Annotated in this window: 14 protein-coding genes; 10 read left to right on the top strand and 4 right to left on the bottom strand. The window is 63.9% G+C overall.

All coding sequences use genetic code 11. From position 1 onward, the window contains the following. Positions 1-31 precede the first annotated feature (31 nt). From IAU67_RS01290 to IAU67_RS01320, 7 genes are all read left to right on the top strand, one after another. On the top strand, positions 32-826 hold the full coding sequence (locus IAU67_RS01290) for a phosphoadenylyl-sulfate reductase (protein ID WP_151842573.1): 795 nt from the start codon (positions 32-34) through the stop codon (positions 824-826). Beyond that, positions 823-1,770: a sulfate adenylyltransferase subunit CysD gene (gene cysD, locus IAU67_RS01295; protein WP_187767931.1), complete on the top strand. Its 948-nt coding sequence runs from the start codon at positions 823-825 to the stop codon at positions 1,768-1,770. The genes IAU67_RS01290 and cysD overlap by 4 nt, the downstream gene beginning before the upstream one ends. Then, positions 1,770-3,119: a sulfate adenylyltransferase subunit 1 gene (locus tag IAU67_RS01300; protein ID WP_151842572.1), complete on the top strand. Its 1,350-nt coding sequence runs from the start codon at positions 1,770-1,772 to the stop codon at positions 3,117-3,119. The genes cysD and IAU67_RS01300 overlap by 1 nt, the downstream gene beginning before the upstream one ends. Before the next feature lie 85 nt (positions 3,120-3,204). Then, positions 3,205-3,954 (top strand): sirohydrochlorin chelatase, encoded by a 750-nt coding sequence (locus IAU67_RS01305; RefSeq protein WP_225723540.1) that lies wholly within the window; start codon positions 3,205-3,207, stop codon positions 3,952-3,954. A 75-nt stretch (positions 3,955-4,029) separates the two neighbouring features. Beyond that, positions 4,030-5,034, top strand: coding sequence for a sulfite exporter TauE/SafE family protein (locus IAU67_RS01310; RefSeq protein WP_370451997.1), 1,005 nt, complete (start codon positions 4,030-4,032; stop codon positions 5,032-5,034). 279 nt (positions 5,035-5,313) lie between these two features. Next, positions 5,314-6,732, top strand: coding sequence for a phosphate acetyltransferase (pta, locus tag IAU67_RS01315; protein WP_151842569.1), 1,419 nt, complete (start codon positions 5,314-5,316; stop codon positions 6,730-6,732). 37 nt (positions 6,733-6,769) lie between these two features. Further along, on the top strand, positions 6,770-7,987 hold the full coding sequence (locus IAU67_RS01320; protein WP_151842568.1) for an acetate kinase: 1,218 nt from the start codon (positions 6,770-6,772) through the stop codon (positions 7,985-7,987). Positions 7,988-8,052: 65 nt separating this feature from the next. On the opposite strand, the gene IAU67_RS01325 is transcribed toward IAU67_RS01320, so the two are convergent. From IAU67_RS01325 to IAU67_RS01335, 3 genes are read right to left on the bottom strand one after another with little or no spacing between them, the layout of a single operon-like run. Next, the gene (locus IAU67_RS01325; RefSeq protein WP_225723539.1) at positions 8,053-10,563 is read right to left on the bottom strand and encodes a serine/threonine protein kinase; all 2,511 of its coding nucleotides are present in this window, start codon (positions 10,561-10,563) and stop codon (positions 8,053-8,055) included. Next, entirely contained in the window at positions 10,560-11,621 is a 1,062-nt protein-coding gene (locus tag IAU67_RS01330) for a glutamate ABC transporter substrate-binding protein (protein WP_225723538.1), read from the bottom strand. Before IAU67_RS01330 ends, IAU67_RS01325 begins: the two co-directional genes overlap by 4 nt. Beyond that, entirely contained in the window at positions 11,621-12,988 is a 1,368-nt protein-coding gene (locus IAU67_RS01335) for a hypothetical protein (protein ID WP_187767932.1), read from the bottom strand. The genes IAU67_RS01330 and IAU67_RS01335 overlap by 1 nt, the downstream gene beginning before the upstream one ends. Positions 12,989-13,175: 187 nt before the next feature. On the opposite strand from IAU67_RS01335, the gene IAU67_RS01340 reads away from it, so the two are divergent. Genes IAU67_RS01340 through IAU67_RS01350 form a run of 3 tightly spaced genes read left to right on the top strand, consistent with a single transcriptional unit; the run spans position 13,176 to position 16,357 of the window. After that, positions 13,176-14,252, top strand: a complete 1,077-nt coding sequence (locus IAU67_RS01340; RefSeq protein ID WP_151842566.1) for an ABC transporter ATP-binding protein — start codon at positions 13,176-13,178, stop codon at positions 14,250-14,252. Continuing rightward, complete coding sequence (locus IAU67_RS01345) at positions 14,245-15,069, top strand: ABC transporter permease subunit (protein ID WP_151842565.1); 825 nt, start codon at positions 14,245-14,247, stop codon at positions 15,067-15,069. Before IAU67_RS01340 ends, IAU67_RS01345 begins: the two co-directional genes overlap by 8 nt. Further along, positions 15,062-16,357, top strand: a complete 1,296-nt coding sequence (locus IAU67_RS01350) for a multidrug effflux MFS transporter (RefSeq protein WP_151842564.1) — start codon at positions 15,062-15,064, stop codon at positions 16,355-16,357. Before IAU67_RS01345 ends, IAU67_RS01350 begins: the two co-directional genes overlap by 8 nt. Here IAU67_RS01350 and IAU67_RS01355 read toward each other — a convergent pair. Next, a complete protein-coding gene (locus IAU67_RS01355) occupies positions 16,354-16,926 on the bottom strand; it encodes a MarR family winged helix-turn-helix transcriptional regulator (protein ID WP_151842563.1) in 573 nt (190 codons plus the stop codon). The genes IAU67_RS01350 and IAU67_RS01355 overlap by 4 nt on opposite strands.

The following is a 16,926-nucleotide window of genomic DNA, read 5'->3' on the forward strand; positions in this document are numbered from 1 at the left end:
TAAATTGCAGAAAGATCGACGAGAGGTACTCATGAGCTTCCTAGCTCCGGTGGGTCTTCTGGGCGGTAACGCGGATGACTACCGCGACCCGAATATCAGCCCGGAGGGTGAACCCACCACCACTACTCCGCTGAGTGATGAGCAGCGTGCCGCGCACGAAGAGCTCGTTGCACAGTGGAATGACCAGCTCGAAGGAGCAACGGCAGAAGAGGTGATCGAGTGGGCTGAGCAGCACGTCACGGGGCGTATTGCTGTCACGATGTCCATGCAGGACACCATCCTGGCGGAGCTCACGGAGGGGCGTCTGCACAACGCGGAGTTGGTGTTCTTGGACACCGGCTACCACTTTGAGGAGACGATCCAGACCCGTGACGAGGTGGTCGAGCGCTACACCCTGCCGCTGACCAACGTGACCCCAACGCTCACGAAGGACGAGCAGGATTCGATCTACGGCAAGGACCTCTACCGCCGCAACAACACGGCATGCTGCCGCATGCGCAAGGTCGAGCCTCTCGCGCGGATGCTGAACCCTTTTGAGGCATGGGTGACGGGTGTGCGCCGCGTGGATAACGAGCTGCGCGCCAACACTCCGGTGTTGGAGGTGGACCGCACGGGTCGCCTGAAGATCAACCCGATCGTGGCCTGGTCCGATGAGGAAGTAGAAAACTTTATCGACGATCACGACCTGATCATCAACCCACTGACCAAGCAGGGCTACCCATCTATTGGATGCGCCACCTGCACCCTTCCAGTTGCGCCCGGTGAGGATCCTCGCTCCGGTCGTTGGGCTGGAACTAACAAGACGGAATGCGGACTACACACATGACAACTTCTGTTCAACCAGTTCACTCGGACAACGATTCACGCAACTCCCGGGAGCTGTCCCCGCACCTGGCCAGCCTGGAAGCGGAGTCCATCGAGATCCTGCGCGAGGTCGCAGGCCAGTTCGACCGCCCGGCGCTGCTGTTCTCCGGCGGTAAGGACTCCGTGGTGGTGCTGGAGCTCGCCAAGCGCGCCTTCCACCCCGCCCCGGTTCCGTTCGAGTTGGTGCACGTAGACACGGGCCACAACTTCCCTGAGGTCATCGAGTTCCGCGACAAGATCGCGTCCGACCCGAAGGTGACCCTGCACGTCGCGAAGGTCCAGGATTGGATCGATTCCGGCGCGATCCAGGAGCGCCCCGACGGCACCCGCAACCCGCTGCAGACCGTGCCGCTGGTGGAGACCATTCAGAATCGTGGATACGACGCCGTCCTGGGCGGTGCTCGCCGTGACGAGGAGAAGGCCCGCGCCAAGGAGCGTGTGTTCTCCGTGCGTGATTCTTTCGGTGGCTGGAACCCTCGCCGTCAGCGTCCCGAGCTGTGGGGCCTGTACAACGGCCGTCACCAGGCCGGGGAGAACATCCGTGTCTTCCCGATCTCTAACTGGACCGAGGCGGACATCTGGGATTACATCCGCGACCGCGAGGTAGAAATCCCGGAGATTTACTACTCCCACCAGCGCGAGGTCTTCGAGCGCGGTGGCATGTGGCTCGCCCCGGGCGAGTGGGGTGGCCCGAAGGAGGGCGAGGAGATCGTCACGAAGACGGTGCGTTACCGCACGGTGGGTGACATGTCCTGCACGGGTGCCGTGCTGTCGGACGCTTCCACGATCGAGCAGGTGATCGACGAGATCCGCACCTCCACCACCACTGAGCGCGGCGCGACGCGTGCTGACGACAAACTCTCTGAGTCCTCCATGGAGGACCGCAAGAAGGAAGGCTACTTCTGATGACTGCCGATGTTGCAACCGCCTCTGCTGTGACGGAGGCAGAACATTCCGCGCAGGCGCTGCCCACGCTGCGTCTGTGCACCGCGGGTTCCGTGGATGACGGTAAGTCCACCTTCGTGGGCCGCCTTCTGCACGATACGAAGTCCATTCTGGCGGACCAGTACGAGTCGGTCGTGCGTGTGTCCACCGCCAAGGGCCTGGAGAACCCAGATCTGTCGCTGCTGGTGGATGGTCTGCGCGCGGAACGCGAGCAGGGCATCACCATCGATGTGGCCTACCGCTACTTCGCCACGGACAAGCGCAGCTTCATCTTGGCCGACACCCCGGGCCACGTGCAGTACACCCGCAACACGGTCACCGGCCTGTCCACCTCTGAGCTGGCGATCATCCTGGTGGATGCCCGCAACGGCGTGCTGGAGCAGACCCGACGTCACCTGACCGTGGCTGCGATGATGAAGATTTCGCACGTCATCGTTGCCGTCAACAAAATCGACGCCGTGGACTTCTCCGAGCAGGTGTTCAACGATGTGAAGTCAGATATTGACGCGCTGGTCTCTGAGCTTGCTCTGAACAAGGTGGACATCATCCCCACCTCCGCGCTGTTGGGAGACAACGTGGTGGAACGTTCGCAGAATACCCCGTGGTACTCCGGGCCGTCGGTGTTGGAGATCCTGGAGACTGCCACGCCGGGCGTCGAAAATAAGGACACGGTGCGCGGCCTGCGTTTCCCCATCCAGATCGTCATTCGTGACCACGCCACGGACTACCGCGGTTACGCCGGGCGCGTGGCAGCCGGTGCGGTGTCCGTGGGGGACACGGTGGTGGCGGCGGGCCACAAGGCCGTGATCGAGGGCATCGACGGTCCGGAGGGCGAGCAGTCCACGGCCACGCGCGGCGAGTCCGTGACTCTTCGCCTGGACCGGGAAATTGACCTGTCCCGCGGCGACCTGATCGCGGCGGAGGACGTTCCGGAGCCGGTCAACAACTTCTCCGCGACGGTGTTCCACCTGGCCGAGACGCCACTGAAGGTGCGTGGCAACGTCTTCGTTCGCTACGGCTCCGCGCTGGTGCGCGGTCGCGTGGACGAGATCGTGTCCCGCCTGGACATCTCCGGCAAGAACCGCCCTCAGGATGAGATCGCCCACGGCGATGCGGATTCCCTGGCGCTCAACGACATCGCCACGGTGAAGATCACCACGGCTGAGCCTCTGTCCATCGAACCGTACCGCCGCGGCGGTCACGTGGGTTCGTTGCTGCTGATCCACCCGTCGACGGGCGACACCCTGACCGCCGGGCTGATCGACGAGCAGGCCACTGCCGAGGCAGAGGACGACGGCTGGGATTTCTAGGGGCTTGTGAGCCTTGAGACCCTTGTGAGTCTTGTGAGCCTCTAGAGAAACAGTGACAGACACCAGATAACCACGGATAACCATCATGAACAGTGCACCCATCATCATCCTCGCCCACGGGTCCCGGCACCCGCAGGCGGATGACGTGATTGACACCCTTGCGTGCGCCGTGGCGGAGCAAGGGGATCGCGAGGTGCGCGCGGCTCACTTGGATTTCTCGCAAGATACGTTGACCTCGGTGGCGGCCGATCTTGCGGAGGCAGGCCACACCCGGGCCGTGGTAGTGCCGCTGCTGTTCACGCGCGCGTTCCACATGCGTCACGATGTGCCCCAGGCGCTGGAGGGCGCGCAGACCGCGACGGGGCTAGACCTGGTGCTGGCCGATGGTCTGGGCACGGAGGACGACGTGGCTGAGGTGGTTGCGCGCTTCGCGATGGCCTCGGCCACCCGGGCCAACGGCGGCAACGCGCCGCATGTTGGCCGGCTTGCCCTGTACTCCGTGGGCTCCTCGGTCCGCGGAGCCAACGATACCGTCGCCGACTTCACCACCGTGGTGGGGCGCAAGCTGTCCGGCATGTGTGCTCGGGCCGGCGGCTCCCGCACGCCTGTGCAGGCCCGCTCCTTCGTGGCCACCGGCCCGCAGGCCATTGAGCACGAGTTTCATTCCTTTATCGACGAACACACCATCGTTCAACCGCTTTTCGTTGCCCCAGGCACCCTGTGGGATAAGCAGCGTTGTCGAATGCCGCAGCGCGGCTGGCATTCCTCTCACTTGGGTGTGGCTCTGGCGCCGCTGGTTCTGACCCGCGCGGACGCCGCCACCATGCCTTCCTAGCTCGGTCACCACACCCAGACCATCTGAGCTTCCTTATCCCCTTTTTATCCACCCCACTTGATGTATCAGGAGTAGATCGTGAAGATCCTCATTTTTGCCCTCGTTGGTGTTGTCGCCCAGCTGATCGACGGCGCCCTGGGCATGGCTTTTGGTGTTACCTCCACGACGCTGTTGATTTTGTCTGGAGTGACCCCGGCGCACGCTTCGGCGTCGGTTCACATTGCGGAAATCGGAACCACCTTCTTCTCGGGCCTGTCCCACTGGCGTTTGAAGAACGTGCATTGGCCGACGGTGCTGTCCCTGGGTGTCCCGGGCGCGATCGGTGCGTTCTGCGGCGCGTACTTGCTGTCTAACCTCTCGACGGAATCTGCGGAGCCGGTGGTCTCCACCCTGCTGGTGCTGCTGGGTGCCTACGTGCTGGTGCGTTTCGTGTCCCTGCCGTGGAAGGGCGGGATTGAGACGAAGCCGATGTCGCCCACGAAGCGCGCCCGCACGGGCCTGGGTGTGCTGGGTCTGATGGGTGGAATGCTCGACGCCACCGGTGGCGGCGGGTGGGGCCCCGTGACCACCTCCACGCTGATGAGCGTGGGCAAGTCCGAGCCGCGTCGCATCATCGGTACGGTCAATACCGCCGAGTTCCTGGTGACCGCGGCGGCGGTGGCTGGCTTCATCTTCGGTATGGGTGACGAGCTGACGCAGAACTGGAGGCCGGTTCTTGGCCTGCTGATCGGTGGTGCGATTGCCGCGCCGATCGCGGCGTGGGTCGTGACCGTGGTGAAGCCGCGCACGCTGGGCATGGTGGTCGGTACGTTGCTGATCGTGCTGAACGGTATCCGCCTGGTGAACTACTTCGGTGTGGCCGGTGTGGTTGTTCTGGTTGCCGTGGGTCTGGCGGTGCTGTTCGCGCTGGTGCGCTTGCGCACGTCCTCGCTGCTGGAGGGTTCGCTGAACGACGACGCTGACAGCGAGGCTGGTGCTGCAGGTGACTCTATGGGCAAGGCCGCGGGCCAGGGGCAGGGCTCCCGTGCGGCGACGTCTACTTCGACGGAAGAGCGCTCGGCGACCTCGAGCGAGGTATAAGCGCAGCCTACATAATCATATAAGTGATGTAGATCACATCAAGGGGTAATGAGATGCACTCATTGCCCCTTTTCTTGTGCTCAAATGCAGGGGGTGGGGGAGCGGCCGGACCTCACAGTGTGTTCTGGGGCACAATGGATGGGTAAACGTAATGCGTCACGCACTGCATCACATTGCATTACACTGCATCGCGCGCTGCCCGGCCCACCCGCTCGTGGCAGAGGCGATGCCCCGGTGATGCGCCGCTGACGCGCCAATCCGAAAGGTAGTTTTTTAGGAATGTCAGAGGCTGCACAGATCGTTTCTGTTATTAGCCCCATCGCGGCAGCCGCAGGGCACCGCTCCGATCTCCTTCGCCAGGTGGACGCCGTCGACATCTTCGACACGCTGCGCCCCGGCGCCCTGGACTTCTCCGAAGCACTGGAGGTCGCTTACAACACCACCGGCTCCGTGCTGCTGGGAACGGGGGAAACCACCTTCGATTCTCGCCTGGCAGCCGCCTGCGGCGCCTCCCACTTCCTGGTCGCGGAGCCCGAGGACGACCGCGTGGCCCTGCAGCTGGCCATCGGAAAGCTGGTGCGTGCCGGCCGCCCACCCCAGGGCATCTGGACCGTGGGCGACGCATACTCTGGATCGGACGCCCTGGAGTCCGAAGGCCACGCCATTCCGCTGGTGGATTCCTCTGCTGTTCTGAGCGCCTCGCATCGCGACGTAGTCATCGGCCCGGAGCTCTTCGAGCGCAACCTCATTCTGCAGGCGCGCGCCAAGAAAGCCCACATTGTCCTGCCGGAGGGCGATGACGACCGCATCCTGCTGGCCGCCCACCAGCTCCTGGAGGACAAGGTCTGCCAGCTGACGATCCTGGGTGACCCGTCCCAGATCGCCGCCCGTGCAAAGGAACTGAAGCTGGATCTGACCGGCGCTCACCTCACGGACCCCACGAAGGGTAGCCTGCTGGAGGAGTTCGCCGAAAGCTTCGCGGAGCTGCGCAAGGATAAGGGCGTGACCCTGGACGAGGCGCGGGAGACCATGAAGGACATTTCCTACTTCGCCACCATGATGGTTCACAAGGGCATGGCCGACGGAATGGTCTCCGGAGCCGCACACACCACGGCGCACACCATCAAACCGAGCTTCCAGATCATCAAGACCAAGCCGGGCGCCTCCACTGTCTCCTCCATTTTCCTCATGGTGATGGACGGCGTGCTGTGGGCCTTCGGCGATTGCGCGGTGAACCCTGCGCCCACCTCCGAGCAGCTGGCGGAGATCGCGATCGTCTCTGCGGAGACCGCGGCGCAGTTCGGCATCGACCCGAAGGTTGCGTTGCTGTCCTACTCCACGGGCACGTCGGGCTCCGGCGAGGCCGTGGACCGGGTGGCCGCCGCTGTGGACATGGCTCGGGACCGTGCGCCGGAACTGCAGCTGGATGGTCCGTTGCAATTCGACGCCGCGGTGGTCGAATCCGTCGGCCAGTCGAAGATGCCGGGGTCCGATGTGGCCGGCAAGGCGACCGTGTTCGTGTTCCCGGACTTGAATGCCGGCAACATCACGTACAAGGCGGTGCAGCGCACGGCTGATGCCTTGGCGGTGGGGCCGATTCTCCAGGGCTTGAATAAGCCGGTGAATGACCTGTCCCGTGGCGCCACCGTCCCTGACATCGTCAACACTGTTGCGATTACGGCCATCCAGGCCGGGTAGTTAAATCCACTCGACGAAGAGAAGAGAGTACAAGCACATGTCACAGTATGTTCTGGTGTTGAACAGCGGTTCGTCCTCCATCAAGTTCCAGGTCATTGACCCGTCCGCTGATCCTTCCCACCCACCGATGGCCGCCGGCCTGGTGGAGCGCATCGGCGAGCCGAAGGGCCTCATTAAGATCAAGACGGAGAACCAGACTCTGGAGGATAGCCGCCCCATCTCTAGCCACTCCGTGGGCCTGGAGCGTGCCTTCGCCCTGATGACGGGCCTGGGCCTCGGCCCGCTGGACCTGGATCTGGCCGCGGTGGGCCACCGCGTGGTCCACGGCGGCAAGGAGTTCACGGGTCCTGTGCGCATCACGAAGGATGTGGTGAAGCAGCTGGAGGATCTGGTTCCTCTGGCGCCACTGCACAACCCGGCGAATATTGACGGTATCCGTGAGTGCATGGACCTGCTGGGCCACCTGCCGCACGTGGCTGTGTTCGATACCTCCTTCTTTAGTGACATGCCGGACGCCGCGGCGAACTACGCGATCAACCGCGAGCTGGTGAAGGAGTACGACATTCGTCGTTATGGCTTCCACGGCACCTCCCACGAGTTCGTTTCGAAGAAGGTTCCGGGGCTGCTGGGCAAGGACCCGAAGGACGTCAAGCAGATCACGCTGCATCTGGGCAATGGCGCGTCCGCCACCGCCATTGACGGTGGCGTGGCGCAGGATACGTCCATGGGCCTCACGCCACTGGCGGGCCTGGTCATGGGAACGCGATCCGGTGACATCGATCCGGGCATCCTGTTCCACTTGGTGCGCTCCGGTGGCCTGAAGGTCGATGACCTGGATGAGCTGTTGAACCGTAAGTCCGGTCTCAAGGGCGTGTGTGGCGCGAATGACTTCCGCGAGATCCTGGAGAAGATCGAGCAGGGCGACGAGGATGCGAAGCTGGCTTACGGCATTTACATCCACACGCTGCGCCGCTTCATTGGTTCGTACATGCTGAACTTGGGCGGGCTGGACGCGATCACCTTCACGGCGGGTGTGGGGGAGAATGCGGCGGCGGTGCGTCGGGACGCGTTGGCCGGCCTGGAGAACTTCGGTATCGAGATTGATGACGCGCGCAATACCGATCCGGATGCCGAAGGCCCTCGCGAGATCTCCACGGATAACTCTTCAGTGAAGGTGTTCGTGGTGCCGACGAATGAGGAGCTGGCGATTGCCCAGTACGCCTTCAACATTGCGCAGGAGGCTGAGGGCTCCTAGTAAAACCTGGCGGCGTACGCTGTGAGCAGTTCCGGCCGCGGACGTGGTGTCTAGAGACGTGGTGCCTAGAACCACGTCCGCGGTCGAATCTTATTGGCCATGTCCACCAGCCGGTAGGCGTGTCGGTTGAACTGGGCGCGGCGGGCCAGCTTCCGCAGTCCCGCCTCCAGTCCGCTGCGCAAGCCCCGTTCGGTGAAGTCCACGTCGAACAGCGGGGCGTTCGACGTGACGGTGTTGCCGCGCTGGAGCCATTTCAGCGCGGCGAACAGCACCGCCAGTTTGATCTGGGGCCGTCGGGGCTCGGTGGTGGGCATGATCTCGAGGCGCCGGGCGGCCCGGCGCAGGCGGGACTCGTTGACCTGGGTGCTGTTGGAGGCCAGCAGCAGGATGGTGGTAAGCCGCGCCTGGTTGAAGTACTGGGAGTTCTGCGGGACCCGATCCAGCGCCGCCACGGCGGAGTCCACCAGCCCTTCGGCGTGCAGCTGCCGTGCCAGGCCGAAGGCACTGGAGACGGTGGCGGGGTTGGTGGACCAGACCAGCCCGTAGAGGCGCATGGCGTGGAAGCGCAGCGCCACGGGGTCCTGGTCCACGTGCTCCCAGCTTGGGACGGTGGAGAAGTCGTCGATGGGGATTCTCTGCACGTAGGCCAGGCTGGAGGCGGCTTTGGTGACGGTTTCGTCCAGCAGCTTGGCGTTGTTCACGCCCATTTGCTGCAGCAGCAGTTCGTCGGTGGCCGCCAGGGCCAGCTTCGGGGCGGGTTCGCCGGGGAGGATGAACAGCACGGTGTTGAAGAACTCCTGGGCGGCCCCGTAATCGCCGCGCAGCAGGGCCGCGATGCCGGAGTGCCAGTGGAAGCGCCAGTCATTCTCCAGGCGCGGTTTCATCTCGTCCAGCATCTGCTGGGCTTCGGTGGTCTGCCCGAGGTCCAGGTGGGCGCGCACCATGGATAGTGGGATCTCCACGCTGGTGCGCATTTCGTATTGTTGGGAAGCTGCGGACAGGGTGTTGAGCAGGTCGGCGGCTTCGGTGTAGCTGGCGGCGGCGAGCAGCGAGGCGCCGGCGTCTTTCCGGTCGACCAGGGGCGTGGGCAGCGCCGCGACCACTTCGGGTGCGGTGATCTCCACGCTGCGTTCGATACCGTCGATGAGCTGGTCGGTGCGGAACACGATGTGCTTGGTCCCGAACGTGGAGCGTTGCGCGGTGAAGCGCGTGTCCAGGTGCGGGTAGTGGCGCCCGTCGCGCAGGGCCAGGATCTCCCGCAGAACACCCTTGAGCTGGTTGGCCATGGTGGTGGCGGAGGAGAAGCGCTTGTCCGGGTCGGGGTTCGTCGCCCGTGTGAGCAGCCGGTAGAGGGAGAGGTACTCGCGGAACAGCGGCTCGTCGTCGGGCGTGGGCAGCCCGGGGGCATACGCGCCGTTTTCCACGGGGAGCTTCACGATGAGGCTTGCGAGGGTGCGCCCCACTGAATATATATCCGACGCCACAGTGGGCCCCGTCGTAGCTATCTCTGGGGCCTGGAAGCCTCGGGTGCCGAAGATGTGCCCGTAGGCACCGATTCCGGACACGGCTCCGAGGTCGATGAGTTTCACTTGGTCCTCGGTGACGATGATGTTGTCGGGTTTCATGTCGTTGTAGACCACGCCACGGGAGTGGAGGTAGTCCAGAGCCGGTAGGATTTCGAGGATGTAGGCGATGGCGATGTCCACGTCGAGGACTCCGCGTGGCGATTGGCGGCGCACGGCCCGCAGGGAGGGGCCTCCCACGTATTCCATGATGATGAAGCCGCCGTCGGAGCCGGTGATTTTTTCGTTGCGGATATCGTGTTCGTCGATGAAGTTGAAGATCTTCACGATCCCGGGGTGGGTGATGTCCGCCAGGAAGGCGCGTTCGGATTCGGCGACGGCGCGTTCGTGGGCGTTGGCGGTGCCCATCATGGCTTTGAGCACCACGTAGCGGTCGGCCACGTTGTGGTCGATGGCGAGGTAGATCCACCCCATGCCGCCGTGGGCGATGGGCCCGAGGACCTCGTATTGGCCGGCGACGATGTCGCCCGGGGAGAGCTTCGGCGGTTCGGTGCCCTGCGCGATGGCGTCCGTGGGGTCCATGGTGGCGCTGTCGGGGTTGTAGGGCGTGATGAAGGGCAGCGCCACCATGCCTCCGGCCACGCGGTCGCTTTGGCGTTCCGTTCCGCGGAGCTGCCGGAAGTTCTTAAGCGCTTCCCGGCGGGAGCGTTCGCCCGCGCTGTCGGCGGGCGCCGCGGTGGGGTCGGTGGATGGGGCTGTGGAGTCGTCGGTGTCTGCAAACACGGCGGCGTCGGTGACTTCGTCGTCATCGGCGAAGGGGTCGAAGGCAACGGCCTCGGTGTGGGGACCGTCGTCGTCCTCGTCGTCGGCGAAGGGGTCGAACACGGTCGCTTCGGTCGCCTGAGACTCTGCCTCGGCTCGGGCTGCTGTGTTGGCCTCGGTGGTTGCCTCGGTCTGCGCATCAGTGGTTGCCTCGGTGTGCGCATCAGTGTGCGCCTCGGCCATCACATCATCCTGCGTGCCCAGCTCGCGGTCGTGGTCTGCGTGACTCATGAGGACTCCCCTCCGTTGTAGCCATGGTGCTTTCGGAACTCCTGGAGCTCCGTGTCCTCGATCTCCGTGCGGTAGCTTCCACGTGGGATCTGGCTGGCGCCCAGGTAGTCCGCCAGCCACGTGTTGTAGAGCCGTGTCCAGGTTCCGTCGTTGCGAATGCGCTGCAGCGTTGCGTTGACCTGCATCACAAGCCCGGTGGTCTCGCGGCCTTTACGGCTGGAGGCGATGCCCACCCCATAGTCGCTTTCGCTCGTGGATTCACGGATGAGCCGTGTATAGGGATCCTGCGCCTGGAGACCGGAGAGTATGGCGTCGTCGGTAAAAATCGCATCGGTCTGGTGGCGCTGCATCGCCATCAGGCAGTCGGTCCACGTGTTGGTACGCATGAGCTCCCTTGGCCCGTATTCCCTGATGAGGTCCGCGGAGGTGGAGTTTCGGGCCACGCAGACCCGCTTCGTGCGCAGGTCGGTGAAGGAGTTGATGTCCGAATCCTCCAGCACCAACAGGCGGTTTTTGACATGGAGGTACGGGGTGGAGAACTCGACCTCGGCCTGGCGGTGCCGGGTGATGGTCATGGTGCGCATGACGATGTCCACGTTGCCCTCGTTCAGGGCCTTCACGCGGTCGAGCGAATCGACGAAGCGGAACTCCACCTTGGTGGGATCACCGAAGATGTCCCGTGCAATTTCGCGGGCCAGTTCCACCTCGAACCCATCGAGGTCGCCGGTGGCGGGGTTGCGGAAGCCCAGGCGGTTGAGGCTTTGGGCAACACCGACGATGATGCGCCCGCGGTGGTAGATCTCGGCGACGCGCTGCTCGGGCAGGCGGCTGTCCGGGCTGATCGAGCCGAAGGGGGTGGGGTCGGTGGGGCGTTCGTGGGAGTCGGTGTCCTCCAGGCTTTCGACCACGGCCCCCATGGGAAGGTCGGTGTCTGCGGTGACGGTGGGTTCGGGCCAGTGGGGAAGCTGATCGGGTTGCTGCGTGCAGGCGGTGAGCCCCATCAGACCGGCCATCGTGGCGGCGGCCAGGGTGAGGCGTCGGTTCTGTGTCATCGTCATCACAGGAACTCCTGCATTCGTGGGCGGATGCCAAGGACCACCAGCAGCGCGGCGAGGATGGTCATGATGACCACCACCATAGAGATGCGTGCTGCTGCCACACGGCCGCCGATCAGCACGTGCTGGAGGTCCTCTCGCGTAATGGAGATGAGGTTTTGGAGGTCCTCGTCCAGCGTGGTGAAGCTCTTCGGCCCCTCACCGGCCTCCTCGGCCATGGATACGCTGATGGCACGCTGGTAGTCGCCCTCGCGGATCTGCGCCACCATGGATGCGTGCGTGTGGTCCCACTGCCGCAGCGCTTCGCGGGCATTGTCGATGTGGGAGGGCATATCCACCTCGTCGCGCAGGTCGACGAGGGTCTTATCGATGGCGAGGATGCGTTCGGAGAACTTCTGTTGGGCCCGCTCGTCGTAGTCGCGCTGGATCAGCCCCAGGGCCTCCTGGGAGCGCGCCTGCTGCACCGAGATGCGCACCTGGGTGAGCTTCTCCAGCGGCTGGACGGAGCTCTGCACCGCCTGGGTGCCCTGGTACCAGACCACGGCGGAGGAGATGGTGGACCACAAAGTGGCGATGAGCATCAGGCTAAAGGCCAGGAACCAGCCGATGTTGATGCGTCGGTTGGTTTTGGCGGTGAGCCAGATCTGCGCCAGGAACAGCATCGCCACGGCGGCGAACAACCCGGTGAGGGGGAACCACATGGGAGCCACCAGGCGGTCCTGCTCCTTGGACAGAGTGCTGCTGGTGGTGGTGTACAGTTCCTCTGCCGCGGGCAGCATGGTGCGTTGCATGAGTGCAGAGGCCTGGGTGAGGTAGCTGGCTCCGATGGGGTTGAGCTGGCGGTCATTGGCCTCCGCCATGGCCACCAGGTGCATGTATTGGGGGAGGTTTTCCTGGATGGACAGGATCAGCTCCATCTCCCGGGACTCCACGTTGGTGATGCCGTGGCCGGCGCGGACGACGGCCCCGGAGGCGTCCGTGATGGCGTCGTCGAAGGTGGCTTTCGCGGCGGGGTTGGAGCCGGATTTCTGTAGAAATCCGGTGGTGATGGCCGAGTCGGCGACGGACAGTGAGTTGAAGAGCTCTTGGGCGTCGTTGGATAACGGTTCGGTGCGGGTGACCAGGCTATTCAGGCTCGTCTGGCGCGAGTCGGCGCTCAGTCCCACGGCGAGGCCCGCGGCGAGGATCGCGACGACCAGGATGAAGGAGACGATGGTGAATTTGCCCGGTGTGGTGCGCGCGGAGGTGGCGGCACGGCGCAGGGACTCCACGAGCGGGGAGAGGGCGCCTTTGACGGAACGGCGATTGCTGGCTGTGACATCTTCTTCGTCCAGCCAGCGGTCCGCATGCAACGCCTGTAGAGGGGGCATGTGCTGCATTATATACGGCTCATCTTTCACTCTGGTCACACTTGGGAAAACCGGGCTGCTGAATTGTGGGGAGTCCTGGAGAAGTTGTGAAGAGTTCTGAAAAAGTTGTGCCTAACCTAATAACAAACCTATAACTAAACTTTCGTTCCCCTATCCTGAGAGCCGAGAGTGTGGCACACTGGTGACCATGATTACAGTGAGTTCCCTGTCCAAAACCTATGGTGGTACGACAGTGGTGGACAACCTGGACTTTGAGGTCAAGCCCGGCATCGTGACCGGATTCCTTGGCCCCAACGGTGCCGGCAAGTCCACCACGATGCGTATGATCGTAGGCCTTGACCAGCCAACTCAAGGCGAAGCCCTGATCGACGGAAAGCCCTACAGTGCCTACGACAAGCCGTTGCACAAGGTCGGCACTCTGCTCGACGCCAAGTGGGTGCACCCCAACCGCTCCGCCCGCGCGCACCTGGAGTGGATCGCCGCCTCCAACGGCATCTCCCGTGCCCGCGTGGACGAGGTGCTGGCGATGGTGGGCCTCACGGAGGTTGCCAAGCGCAAGGCCGGAAAGTACTCCCTGGGTATGGGGCAGCGCCTCGGCCTGGCAGCGGCGATGCTGGGAGATCCCGAAGTGCTGATCCTGGACGAGCCCGTCAACGGCCTGGACCCCGAAGGTATCCGCTGGGTGCGCGACTTCGTCCGCGCCCTGGCCAAGGAGGGCCGCACGGTGCTGATCAGTTCGCACCTGCTCAGCGAGATGTCCATGACCGCCGACCACCTGGTGGTCATCGGTAAGGGAAAGATGGTGGCGAACACCAGCACCCATGACTTCACCAAGAACGCCTCCGAGGTGTCCACCGTGGTGCGCGCGGACGACCTCGACGCCCTGCGCACACTCCTCAGCGAGGAATCCGTCACCAGCGTGCCATTCACGGATGAGGAGGGCCGCCCTTCCCTGAAGGTGCCCGGCAAGAACAGTGACTGGATTGGCGAGCTCGCCTTCAGCGGTGGCATCCTGCTGCGCGAGTTGGCTGAAGTGCGCCCATCCCTGGAGGACGCATTCATGCGCATGACAGGCAACAGCGTGGAGTACCACGCGAGCAGCAACGGACAGGCCCCGCAGGCCCAGCCACAGCAAACACCACAACAGCAAGCCCAGCCCGAAGCCCCATCCCGACGGGGCTCCGGTGGCCGCCGTGGGGGAACGGGGTCGGTGCCGGCGTCGGAATTATTGAAGAAACACGGCAAGGAGGAGCCACGTGCTTAATGTCATGAAGGCGGAGTGGATCAAGCTGCGCAGTACCAAGGGCCTGTGGTGGACCAGCGCGCTCATCATCTTTTTCTCTGTCGCGTTGGCCCTGCTGATGGGTCTCACAAGCGGCTGGACTCTGAAGGATAACGACGCATCCAGCGACCCTATGGAGGCATTCGCCATTCTCGGCATGCTGCGGCCAAATGTGGCCCTGACCGGCCTGTCGACCTTCGGCGTGATGATCATCCTGATCCAGGGCGTGATGACCGTGACCTCCGAATACGCGCATAGCACGCAGAAAATGTCCGTCCTGTCCACCCCGGCACGCTGGAAGCTGGCCGTGGCGAAGCTGGGCGTGTACGGCGCGATCGCGGTGGTCGTGTCCTTCATCGCTGCGCTGCTGTCCATCCTGGGCATGGAGCTGACCTTCCGCACTCAAATTGATAACGACGCCCTGCTGGACCTCGTCGGCTTCTCCGCCGCGTATGTGTGGGGCTACATCGGCCGCACGGTGCTGTACGCGTTCCTCTCCGCGATGATCGCCATTGGCGTGGGCTACCTGATCCGCAACACTGCCGGCGCGATTGCTCTGCTGCTGCTGTGGAAGATGATCGTCGAAACTGTGGTGGTGGGGCTGATCCCGAAGGTGCGAGACGTGCTGCCTCAGTGGATGCCGTTTTCCCACATGGATAACTACGTGGCACGCATGCCTGTGGAGAAAGCGGTGTGGCACGACACCTTGGGTCAGACCGGCTCCGCGTTGTACTTCGCACTGTGGTGCGTGGTGATCTTTGCCGCTGGTGTGGTGGCGCTGAACAAGCGTGATGCTTAAGCCCGCGCCGGGCGCGGGAGGTGAGCCGGGCGCTGGGGGTGCGTCCGCGCGGCTGTCGCTGATGCCGTTTGTGGGCTTGGCGTTGATCTTCGCCGCCGGGCCCCTGGGGACGGACATGTTCCTGCCGTCCGTTCCTGCAATCACGGCGGAGCTGCACACCGCTGCTACCACCACGCAGCTGGCGATTACCACGTTCATGATCGGGATGGGCGTGGGCCAGGTGCTGTTCGGCCCCGTCTCTGATTCATGGGGACGACGCCAACTTCTCATCAGCGGAACCCTTCTTGGTGTGCTGTCCAGCCTGGTGTGTTCGCTGGCTCCGAGCATCGAGATTCTGGTGACGGCCCGCCTGTTCCAAGGCATTGCCGGTGGCATTGGTGTGGTGCTGGTTCGCGCGATCATCACGGACCGGTCGAAGCCGTCGGAGGCGGCCAAGAGCTTTGCGGTGCTGATGGCGATCAATGGCGTGGCTCCGATTGTGGCCCCGTTGATCGGTGGTGTGCTGCATGAGGTTACGGGGTGGCGTGGCGTCTTCTGGGTTCTGACGGCGGTGGCCGTAGTGCAGCTGGGGGTTGCCGTGCGTAACCCGGAGAGCCTCGACGCCAGCGCGCGCAGTGAGGGGCGCGTGCTGTCTACCTACCGCAGGATGGGCACGCTCCTGAAGATCCCTGAGTTCGCGGGGCATGTGCTGATTTTCGGTTTCGGCTTCGGCACGATGTTCGCCTTTATTGCGGGGTCCTCGGTGGTGTTTCAGTCTCAACTGGGGCTGTCGCCGGTGGCGTATTCGGTGGCTTTTGCTGTGAACGCGAGCGCGCTGATTGTGATGTCCGTGGTGAACGTGCGGCTGGCCGGTGTGGTGGATCCGCGGACTCTGCAAAAGTGGGGTGTGGTGCTGCTCGCGCTGGGCGCTGTGGCGTTGTTGGTGGTTGCGGTGTTCGTGGTGCCGCATGTGCCGGGCGCTGCGGGTGCTGCAGCCGAGGGTGCTGAGGCTGCTGCGCCGCTGTGGTTGGTGGTTGTCTGCCTGTTGTGCACCATCACCACGACCGCGGGCAATGGGCTGATGATGGCGAACACCACGGTGTTGGCGCAGGGGATTGCTGCGCGTTATGCCGGCGCGGGATCGGCACTGTTGGGGGCGGTTCAGTTCCTGGTGGCCGGCCTGGTGAGCCCTATGACGGCGATGGGGGAGGACAAGCTGATGATGCTTGCGCTCACGATGTGCGCCTCGGCAGTGGTGGCTCACTGCGGTAATGCGCTGGTGGTGTTCGGGCGCCGCCGCGCGGCCTAGGCCTCGTGGGAGCGCTGGATGTCGTCGATGAGGGATTCGGCGGCAATGGACAGGTTGCGCAGCGCGGGCACACCTCGGCGGAGCTTCGCGACGTCCCGGGCGTCCATGCGGCGGGTGGCGCGCGCAATGAGCAGTGCCCATTCGTCGGTAATGGAGTTCATCATCTCGATGCCGTCGTCGGTGAGGTACAGGTTCTGGGCCCGCTTGTCCTGGTCGTTGGCCTTGCGTTTGACGAAGCCGCCGTTAATGAGACGCCGCACTGTTGCGGAGACGTTGGAGGCGCGGAGGAAACGCAGGCGTGCGATGTCTGACACGCCACAGCCGGGGTGCTGGCCGATGAACTGCAGGACCTCGATTTCGGATTGTGAGATGGAGAGCTTCTGGTTGGGGCGTTCCATGAGGCGGCGGATGCCGGAGAGGAAGTCGTAGACGCTGGACGCGATCTCGGCGACGTCGATCTCGGGGAGCATTTCGGGGGCGCGATGACCGCGGATGCGGGAGCTGTACGTGTCCCGATGGGACGCGTCGAAGTCGTTGAGGGTGCTGAAATCATCGCGTTCGTTGGTCAT

It is taken from the genome of Corynebacterium zhongnanshanii (genome assembly GCF_014490575.1).
In the GTDB taxonomy this organism is placed as follows: domain Bacteria; phylum Actinomycetota; class Actinomycetes; order Mycobacteriales; family Mycobacteriaceae; genus Corynebacterium; species Corynebacterium zhongnanshanii.